The sequence below is a fragment of the Xenorhabdus khoisanae genome (assembly GCF_001037465.1).
Classification (GTDB): domain Bacteria; phylum Pseudomonadota; class Gammaproteobacteria; order Enterobacterales; family Enterobacteriaceae; genus Xenorhabdus; species Xenorhabdus khoisanae.
The window spans coordinates 1-9140 of sequence record NZ_LFCV01000168.1 but is presented as its reverse complement, the minus strand read 5'-3'; the positions used below and the strand labels follow the sequence as shown (position 1 = coordinate 9140).

The following is a 9140-nucleotide window of genomic DNA, read 5'->3' as shown; positions in this document are numbered from 1 at the left end:
AGATAAAAGAGATATATTGGTGAAAATTGATACTGAATAGGTTTACTTCCCCTTCCTATCCGCTCACAATTAATCGTATCATTTCGTTGAAGGAGAAAATTATGAGCCATTTTTTCGCCCAATTATCCCGCTTGAAATTAATCAACCGTTGGCCCCTGATGCGAAATGTGCGCACAGAAAATGTTTCAGAGCACAGCTTGCAGGTTGCTTTTGTCGCACATGCACTGGCCGTCATCAAAAACCGCAAATTTAACGGCAAGGTTAACGCCGATCGGATCGCCCTGCTGGCCATGTATCACGATGCCAGTGAAGTCATCACCGGAGATTTGCCTACCCCGATTAAGTACTATAACCCTCAAATTGCCCATGAATATAAAAAAATAGAAAAGATAGCCCAACAAAAGTTGTTGAATATGCTGCCGACAGAATTACAGGATGATTTTCGTTCTATTTTGGATGAGCACCTGCATACCGAAGAAGAAACGCGCATTATTAAACAGGCTGATGCGCTGTGTGCTTATTTGAAATGTTTGGAAGAGATTTCGGCGGGTAATACTGAATTCAATCAGGCCAAAACCCGGTTGGAAAAAACACTGGCAGAGCGTCACAGCGAAGAAATGGATTATTTTATGAACGTATTTGTCCCCAGTTTTAGCCTTTCTCTTGACGAGATCAGTATATAGATATCACCCTCCATGATAACGATCATCCAGCAATGCTAATTTATCGCTATGATGCAGCGCCTTATCACATTGAAACTGAGTCATGGAGTCATTAGAACGGGAACAGTATTGGGATAATCGCGACACTGATCCCCATAACAATTAACGTAAAAGGTATGCCAAGTTTCAGGAAATCTGCAAATCGATATCCACCCGGCCCCAGTATCAATGTATTAACAGGAGATGAAACCGGTGTCATGAATGCTGCTGAGGCCGCCACGCCAATAATCATGGCGAAAGGCAAAGGCGAAACAGACATTTCGTTCGCCGCAGCAATCGCTATCGGAGCCATTAATACCGCCGTCGCCGTGTTAGAAATAAACAAGCCGATAACAGCACAAAGCACAAACAAGCACATCAACATCACCCGTGGCCCCATATTACCTGCCACATCCATCAACCCGCGGACAATTAAGTCTATGCCTCCCGTTTTCTGCAATGCCAGCGCGAAAGGCATCATGCCGACAATCAAAATAATGCTCGGCCAGTGAATGGCACGATAGGCGCTTTCCATATCGATACAGCGAAATTTGCCCATTAACAGACAAGCAACCAACGCAGCGATAAAGTTGGGGATTTCATTGGTGAGCATCATGGCAACCATCAAGGCAAGGCAGAGTAATGCATGAGGTGCTTGTGATGCGGCAGGCGCTGCACTTTCCACTTCGATGGGTAAATTTAGCACAATGAAATCAGGCGTCTTAGTTTTCAATGCACGAATCAGTTTCCAGTCGCCAATCACCAGCAATGTATCACCAAGCAGCAAAGACTCATCAACCAACTTGCCTTCCAATGCCTTGCCGCCACGACGAATGCCGACAACATTAAGGCCATAACGGGTACGGAATTTCATACCACGCAGCGATTGCCCCAATAAATCGGATTCGGGGATCACGGAAACCTCTGCCATACCGACCTCGCGGGACTGTTCCGAAAAATATTCCCCGCGCAATACCATCGGCTCCAGCTGTTGCTCGCTGCAAAACTCCCGTAAATCAATATCACTATCAGACATATCCACCAGCAGAACATCTTGTCCCTGTAATTCCATATCGCCAGTGGCTGCCACCATCACCCGACGGAACTTACGCCAGCGTTCAATACCAATCACATTGGCACCATAACGTGCACGCAATCCCAATTCATCCAGCGTATGACCAACCAAAGGCGAACCTTGGCGGATAGCAAGCCGACGGGCGCGACCTGACAATTTATAGTCACGGATTAAATCACGAAATGTGCGCTGATAACGTTCATCCGCTGTTTGATGGGCTGTTCCTCCCAACCAACGACGGGCAATCAACATGTACACCACACCGGCCAGCAAGACTAAAATGCCAATCGGTGTAATGGAGAAAAAATCAAATCCCCGCAAGCCTTCGCGTACCAGCTCACTATTGACAACCATATTGGGAGGTGTTGCGACCAATGTCATCATGCCACTGATCAAGCCGGCAAACCCCAGTGGCATCATCAACCGTCCCGGCGAGGTTTTCATTCTGGCCGCCACACTCAGGACAACAGGAATAAAGATTGCCACAACCCCCGTTGAACTCATAAATGCGCCCAGCCCCGCAACCGACAACATTAACCAAGCCAACATCTTGGTCTCACTGTTACCGGCAATGCGAACCAGCCAATCCCCCATCTGATAGGCAACACCTGTCCTCACCAGCCCTTCGCCAATGACAAACAGGGCAGCAATCAGTAACACGTTGGGATCACTAAAACCGACAGTGGCTTCACTTAACGTCAGTGTGCCACTCAAGACAAATACAATGATCACCAATAAAGCCACAACATCCATTCTGACTTTATTGGTGGTGAAAAGCACAATAGCTATCAATAGCAGGGTCAATACCCACAACAGTTCGCTATTCAATCTGGCCTCTGTCAACGATACCTTTGGACGATATAAACGTTAGTGAGGCCAGTAGACCATTTTTCTCAGGGAAAATCCCACGTTACGATCAAGAATCTTCCTGATTTGTGGTGTAAATCGAAACATAACCACCAGATTTGACAATTTCAATATTTTCCAGATTAGTAATCGTCAAATGCGTTTCATCACGGCGTGGAATATCTGGCGCATCATGGACTACGACGACCTGACAACCTGCGTCCAGCCCGGCATGAATTCCTGCTATGGCATCTTCAAAAACCACACATTCTTCTGGCAATAATCCCAGTTTTTGGGCCCCCAACAAATAAGGTTCAGGATTTGGTTTTCCGTTTTTAACAGACTCCGCTGTCACCCAATGGGCCGGCTCTGGTAACTCGGCGATCTGATGGCGCGCAGTAGCAAGAGGAACAGTTCCCGATGTTACGATTGCCCACGGAATATCCAGCGCATTCAATTTATCAATCAAAGCAACGGCACCGGGCAAAGCGGTAATGCCTTCTGTATCTTCTGTTTCGATCTTTTCAATCCATTTGAAAGTGCTGGCAATCTCTTCTTCACTGGCATCAGGCATAAAATGACGTAATGATAATATCGCCGGCGTCCCATGCACATAGTTCAACACTTCATCCCGATCGATCCCCATCTTATCAGCAAACTTAATCCAGGCCCGCTCAACCGCAGGTAATGAATCAATCAGCGTACCATCCAAATCGAATAAAAAACCCCTACATTTCAGTACCAAACCCGGCTCCTTCAAACGCAGCTATGCGTTAATAATCTGACCAATCTCAACAGCGCTCAGATGGTATTGGCGAGGGCAAGAAAGCCAAAGCGCCAACATGCGCTGATACTTATCCCACATCGGTACTTGGGCATTAAAGCCGTGACTACCGGAATCAAAGTGAGTATAGCGCCCCTCTGTATTCACCATAAAACGAACATAAGCAAGATAATGTGGCTCTGTTGCCGCATCAAAACCTAAAAATGCAATGCGACGCTCATCCAGTTCCTGCCTGTCTTTAAGATTACTTAATGAAACGTGCAGCGCATGATGCATTTCCATAATATTAATGATGGTACGACAAATCTCTTCAGATAACTCGCCAAAATCACGATCCAATTCACGCAATTGCAAACCAAAACCCCGTTCGATAATAGTCTGGTAACGGCGATAACGTTCAGCATGTTCAGGTTCAAGCAAGGACATAAGTTTGTACTGGTTGGAGAGGATTAAACGTTGTGTATGGGTCATTTCCATTGTGGAACTCCTTAAAGGAAGGGATCTATCTTGACCGCATCATCGCATTACCTATTTTTTTAGAATAGCGCAAAACAACCATTTATTGATCTGAACAGGGGATTTATCGGTTAATGGATTCAGCCACCGCCGGAACAGGTGCTCCGGCGTTTTAAATATCATCAAGAAAAGAGTTGTCCAGTTGCTTAAATGCCCGTTTAAGCAATTCAGCCAACGAGAGATAAGTCGGGACATTTTCCACTGGCATCATTGCAATACCCGCTTCTGCAAATTTCTCCCGAATTTCATAAAACCATTTCAGCAACCCTTCGGGCAAAGGTGTCGCCGCACGTTTTCCCAGCCACCACAATCCCTGCAACGGCAGGCTACAGGCAAACAGTGCCGTTGCTACCGATGGTCCCAATTGACCACCCAGCGCGATCTGCCATGTCAGAGTAAAAATGGCCAATGGCGGCATAAAACGAATACCAAAGCGAGTCGCCCTAATCACACGATTTTCAGGAAAAACAGGTGCAAGCTGCTTTTCCAGCGGCCATGTTTTTAAATATTGCTGGCCTACTTGCATTCGCTTGAACCAACCCTGGTTAACAGGCGGTGTCGTATTCATCATGACCTCAATCAATTAAAGGTATACTTTTTAAAAAATCCCTACAAAAGATAAAATCTTTTTTGTAATATTAATACTATTAAGTATATTTTGTCTTTATTGCTAGCAAACGGTATCCTACACAGACTTTTATGTTGTTGCAGCAGCAAAACAAAAATTTTGACCTCTTTCGCAACAACTGGATTCGATTTGTTAACAAATTGCTTTATTTTTTAACACTTTTCTTATTTAAGATTAGATCACAACAAGATAATAGGTATTTCCATGTCAAGTAAGCTGGTACTGGTTCTTAATTGCGGTAGCTCCTCCCTGAAATTCGCTATCATCGATCCTGCCAATGGTGAAGAATATCTTTCTGGTTTAGCCGAATGCTTTACCCTGCCTGAAGCCCGTATTAAATGGAAAATGGATGGCGCAAAAAATGAAGCTGCTTTAGGTGCCGGCGCAGCACACAGCGAAGCGCTGAACTTCATTGTTAATACTATTTTGGCTGAAAAGCCAGAACTTTCTGCACAGATTGCATCCATCGGTCACCGTATCGTTCACGGTGGTGAGAAATTCACTTCTTCTGTGATTATCAATGATGAAGTTATCAAAGGCATTGAAGCGGCTATTCCATTCGCACCACTGCACAACCCTGCTCACCTGATCGGTATCGCAGAAGCGCAGAAAGCATTCCCTCATCTGATTGAGAAAAACATTGCCGTATTTGACACTGCATTCCACCAGACTATGCCTGAAGAAGCATACCTGTATGCACTGCCTTACAACCTGTACAAAGAGCATAGCATCCGTCGTTACGGCGCACATGGTACCAGCCACTTCTACGTTTCCCGCGAAGCAGCTAAGATGCTGAACAAGCCTGTTGAAGAACTGAATGTCATCACTTGCCATCTGGGCAACGGTGGTTCTGTTTCTGCTATTGTTAATGGCCAGTGTGTTGATACCTCTATGGGTCTGACCCCGCTGGAAGGTCTGGTTATGGGTACTCGTAGTGGTGATATCGATCCTGCTATCGTATTCCACCTGCACGATGCAATGGGCATGAGCGTTGCTGAAATCAACACCCTGCTGACCAAAGAGTCTGGTTTCCTGGGTCTGACTGAAGTGACCAGCGACTGCCGTTACGTAGAAGATAACTATGAAACCAAAGATGATGCAAAACGTGCAATGGACGTTTACTGCCACCGTCTGGCTAAATACATCGGTGCTTACAGCGCATTGATGGAAGGCCGTCTGGATGCGATTATCTTCACTGGCGGCATCGGTGAAAACTCTGCGCTGGTTCGTGAACTGACCATGAAGAAAATTGCACTACTGGGCTTCGAATATGATCATGAGCGTAACCTTGCTGCACGCTTCGGCAAATCAGGCGTTATCACTACTGATAATGGCCGCCCTGCTCTGGTTATCCCAACCAATGAAGAATTGGTCATCGCTCAGGATTCAGCACGCCTGACCGCGTAAGCAATATGACTTTCAGGAACCGCCAGCATAGCTGGCGGTTCTTTATTCATGAGTACATGTATTCATAAATACATTTATTCATGCATACATTGAGTAACATTTCCTTAATAAATATTGCGTTGGCTCATGATTCATATTTCGTCTATTCATATAGCATGAATATATCGCGCATTGAGTCACATTTATTGACTGACGAGCAACCGTTAAAGAGGTTTCCGTGTCCCGTACAATTATGTTAATCCCTACTGGCACCAGCGTTGGTTTAACCAGTGTCAGCTTGGGTGTTATTCGCTCCATGGAGCAAAAAGGCGTTCGTCTGAGCGTTTTCAAACCTATCGCACAACCACGTCACACTGGTTCCCAGGATCAAACCACTTCCATTATCCGTTCACATTCCAGCATCCATACTGCGGAACCTCTGGATATGGCTCATGTGGAGTCACTGCTGACCACTGACAAGAAAGATGTACTGATGGAAGAGATCGTGGCGCGTTACCACGAAAATTCCAAAGATGCAGAAGTGGTTCTGATTGAAGGCTTGGTTCCGACCCGCAAACATCCATTTGCTCAGTCCCTGAACTATGAAATCGCCAAGACCCTGAACGCTGAAATCGTATTTGTCACTGCACTGGGCACTAACTCCCCTGAGCAGCTTAAAGAGCGCATTGAACTGAGCCGCGCAGAATACGGTGGCATCAAGAACCAAAACATCATTGGTGTTATTGTCAACAAACTGAATGCACCCGTTGATGATCAAGGCCGTACTCGCCCGGATTTGTCCGAAATCTTTGACGAATCCACTAAAGCGACCATCGCACACGTTGATCCAAAAACTATCTTCAAAAACAGCCCGCTGCCAATTCTTGGCTGCATTCCATGGAGTTTTGACCTGATCGCCACTCGTGCGATTGATATGGCAAAACACCTGAAAGCTGACATCATCAACGCAGGCGCTATTGAGAGCCGTCGCATCAAATCCGTGACTTTCTGTGCCCGCAGCATTCCTAACATGCTGGAGTACTTCCGTCCGGGTTCTCTGCTGGTGACTTCTGCTGACCGCCCTGACGTCCTGATCACTGCCTGTCTGGCTGCCATGAATGGTATTGAAGTGGGTGCAGTGTTGCTGACCGGTGGTTACTCTATTGATGACTCCATCCGTGAATTGTGCGAACGTGCATTCAACACTGGCCTGCCGGTGTTCACCGTGAAAACAAACACATGGCAGACTTCTCTGAACCTGCAAAGTTTCAGCCTGGAAGTTCCGGCCGATGACCACGAGCGTATCGAAAAAATACAGAACTACGTTGCACAGCACATCAGCAGCGAGTGGATCGATTCTCTGGCTGCCGCATCAGAACGTCCGAACCTTTTGTCTCCACCTGCATTCCGTTATCAACTGACCGAACTGGCTCGTCAGGCTGGCAAGCGTATCGTGCTGCCAGAAGGCGACGAACCTCGTACAGTCAAAGCCGCAGCGATCTGTGCTGAACGTGGTATTGCCGAATGTATCCTGCTGGGTGATCCAGAAGAAATCCGTCGTGTGGCAGCCGCTCAAGGCGTTGAGTTGGGCGCAGGCATTGAAATCGTTAACCCGGCAGCAGTACGTGAACGTTATGTTCCACGTCTGGTTGAACTGCGTAAGAGCAAAGGCATGACCGAGGTTGTTGCCCGTGAACAACTAGAAGACAACGTTGTTCTGGGTACAATGATGCTGGAACAAAGTGAAGTTCATGGTCTGGTTTCCGGTGCGGTTCACACGACAGCGAACACCATTCGTCCGCCATTGCAGTTAATTAAAACTGCACCAAATAGCTCACTGGTTTCTTCCATCTTCTTTATGTTGTTGCCAGAACAAGTCCTGGTTTACGGTGACTGTGCAATCAACCCAGATCCAACCGCAGAGCAATTGTCTGAAATCGCTATCCAATCCGCAGATTCTGCGAAAGCATTTGGTATCGAGCCTCGTGTAGCAATGATCTCCTACTCTACCGGTAACTCGGGTGCAGGCAGTGATGTTGAGAAAGTTCGCGAAGCAACCCGTCTGGCACAGGAAAAACGTCCGGATCTGATCATTGACGGCCCATTGCAGTACGATGCGGCTATCATGGCCGATGTGGCAAAATCCAAAGCACCAAACTCTCCGGTTGCAGGTCAGGCGACAGTATTTATCTTCCCTGATCTGAACACAGGTAACACCACTTATAAAGCGGTACAACGTTCTGCGGATCTGGTCTCCATCGGGCCAATGCTGCAAGGTATGCGTAAACCTGTTAACGACCTGTCCCGTGGTGCACTGGTTGATGACATCGTTTATACCGTTGCACTGACTGCAATTCAGGCAACGCAGCAAGAAAACGCGTAATTTTCTGGCTAGGCTAGATAGCTAAGCGAAATAACCCCATGCCAAAAGTATGGGGTTATTTTTTTGCCTGTTGATTATCATCTAAAATCAGGTTCCTATAAATTTATAACGATCTTGTCTCAACACCCATTGCGGGCTTTTAGAAGGTTCCAGTAACAATAGGAGATTTCTCTGCGCCATAGGTATAAAACCCATACTAGTGTAAGCATTTTTCGCACTTGTTATCGATAATACTTGCACTCTTCCCTCTTTCCCCAGATTTTTCGATTCATTTACTGCGCATTCCATCAGTAAAATCCCACAGCCTCGGATACCAGGATGGGTCACCAGCAACATAACTTCAGGTATGTCAGATACATGTTGCCCTTCTGGAGAAAAGATCACTGCACCCACAGGAACTCCTCTAAAATAAGACACAAAATACCTATATTTTTCTTGATTATCTTCATTTTTTAAAAGACTATCTACTCCCCATTGAATCATGGCAATTGTATTGATACTACGTTGCTTCCATTTTATTTTCTCTTCATATGATTCTTTATCCAGCTCTTCATCTAATTCTTCAAATTCTTTATTTTTATATTCCCATTTGTCTTGTAAGGTATGAATTTTTATTGTATTAACAGAATTTAATACTTCCCGGAAAGAAACCTGTCTAGACATTAATGATTCTCTGGCATTAAAAGAGAGTGAAGCCAAATTAGGACTGGATTGGCTACGACTCAAGGAAGCAACTTTTTCCGGCATATTGCTATTGAATGATTTTGTTCTATGTATCATGACATACCTCTATATAACAATACCTGGACCTGATATAACAT

General features: G+C 45.8%; 8 protein-coding genes. 3 read left to right on the top strand and 5 right to left on the bottom strand.

Features of this window, described 5'->3' with window-relative positions; translation table 11 throughout:
• Positions 1–101: 101 nt before the first annotated feature.
• Positions 102–683 (top strand): 5'-deoxynucleotidase, encoded by a 582-nt coding sequence (yfbR, locus tag AB204_RS18895; RefSeq protein ID WP_047964933.1) that lies wholly within the window; start codon positions 102–104, stop codon positions 681–683.
• 91 nt (positions 684–774) lie between these two features.
• Here yfbR and AB204_RS18890 read toward each other — a convergent pair whose 3' ends face one another.
• From AB204_RS18890 to yfbV, 4 genes are all read right to left on the bottom strand, one after another.
• Positions 775–2604 carry an SLC13 family permease gene (locus tag AB204_RS18890; RefSeq protein WP_047964934.1) on the bottom strand — a complete coding sequence of 610 codons (1830 nt, stop codon included), beginning with the start codon at positions 2602–2604 and terminating at the stop codon, positions 775–777.
• 88 nt (positions 2605–2692) lie between these two features.
• Positions 2693–3367 carry a sugar phosphatase gene (locus tag AB204_RS18885; protein ID WP_047964932.1) on the bottom strand — a complete coding sequence of 225 codons (675 nt, stop codon included), beginning with the start codon at positions 3365–3367 and terminating at the stop codon, positions 2693–2695.
• A gap of 21 nt (positions 3368–3388) precedes the next feature.
• Positions 3389–3883 carry a YfbU family protein gene (locus AB204_RS18880; protein ID WP_047964931.1) on the bottom strand — a complete coding sequence of 165 codons (495 nt, stop codon included), beginning with the start codon at positions 3881–3883 and terminating at the stop codon, positions 3389–3391.
• Positions 3884–4034: 151 nt separating this feature from the next.
• Positions 4035–4490 carry a terminus macrodomain insulation protein YfbV gene (yfbV, locus tag AB204_RS18875; RefSeq protein ID WP_047964930.1) on the bottom strand — a complete coding sequence of 152 codons (456 nt, stop codon included), beginning with the start codon at positions 4488–4490 and terminating at the stop codon, positions 4035–4037.
• A 264-nt stretch (positions 4491–4754) separates the two neighbouring features.
• Here yfbV and ackA point away from each other — a divergent pair, with 264 nt between their 5' ends.
• The gene (gene ackA / locus AB204_RS18870) at positions 4755–5957 is read left to right on the top strand and encodes an acetate kinase (RefSeq protein ID WP_047964929.1); all 1203 of its coding nucleotides are present in this window, start codon (positions 4755–4757) and stop codon (positions 5955–5957) included.
• Between the two features lie 217 nt (positions 5958–6174).
• Complete coding sequence (pta, locus tag AB204_RS18865) at positions 6175–8319, top strand: phosphate acetyltransferase (RefSeq protein ID WP_047964928.1); 2145 nt, start codon at positions 6175–6177, stop codon at positions 8317–8319.
• 87 nt (positions 8320–8406) lie between these two features.
• On the opposite strand, the gene AB204_RS18860 is transcribed toward pta, so the two are convergent.
• On the bottom strand, positions 8407–9099 hold the full coding sequence (locus AB204_RS18860; RefSeq protein ID WP_047964927.1) for a GNAT family protein: 693 nt from the start codon (positions 9097–9099) through the stop codon (positions 8407–8409).
• Between the last annotated feature and the right edge of the window lie 41 nt (positions 9100–9140).

Excerpts from the sequence above, each read along its gene's own strand:
- yfbR (WP_047964933.1), top strand. The coding sequence starts at position 102 with ATGAGCCATTTTTTCGCCCAATTATCCCGCTTGAAATTAATCAACCGT.
- AB204_RS18880 (WP_047964931.1), bottom strand. The coding sequence starts at position 3,883 with ATGGAAATGACCCATACACAACGTTTAATCCTCTCCAACCAGTACAAA.
- yfbV (WP_047964930.1), bottom strand. The coding sequence starts at position 4,490 with ATGAATACGACACCGCCTGTTAACCAGGGTTGGTTCAAGCGAATGCAA.
- ackA (WP_047964929.1), top strand. The coding sequence starts at position 4,755 with ATGTCAAGTAAGCTGGTACTGGTTCTTAATTGCGGTAGCTCCTCCCTG.
- AB204_RS18860 (WP_047964927.1), bottom strand. The coding sequence starts at position 9,099 with ATGATACATAGAACAAAATCATTCAATAGCAATATGCCGGAAAAAGTT.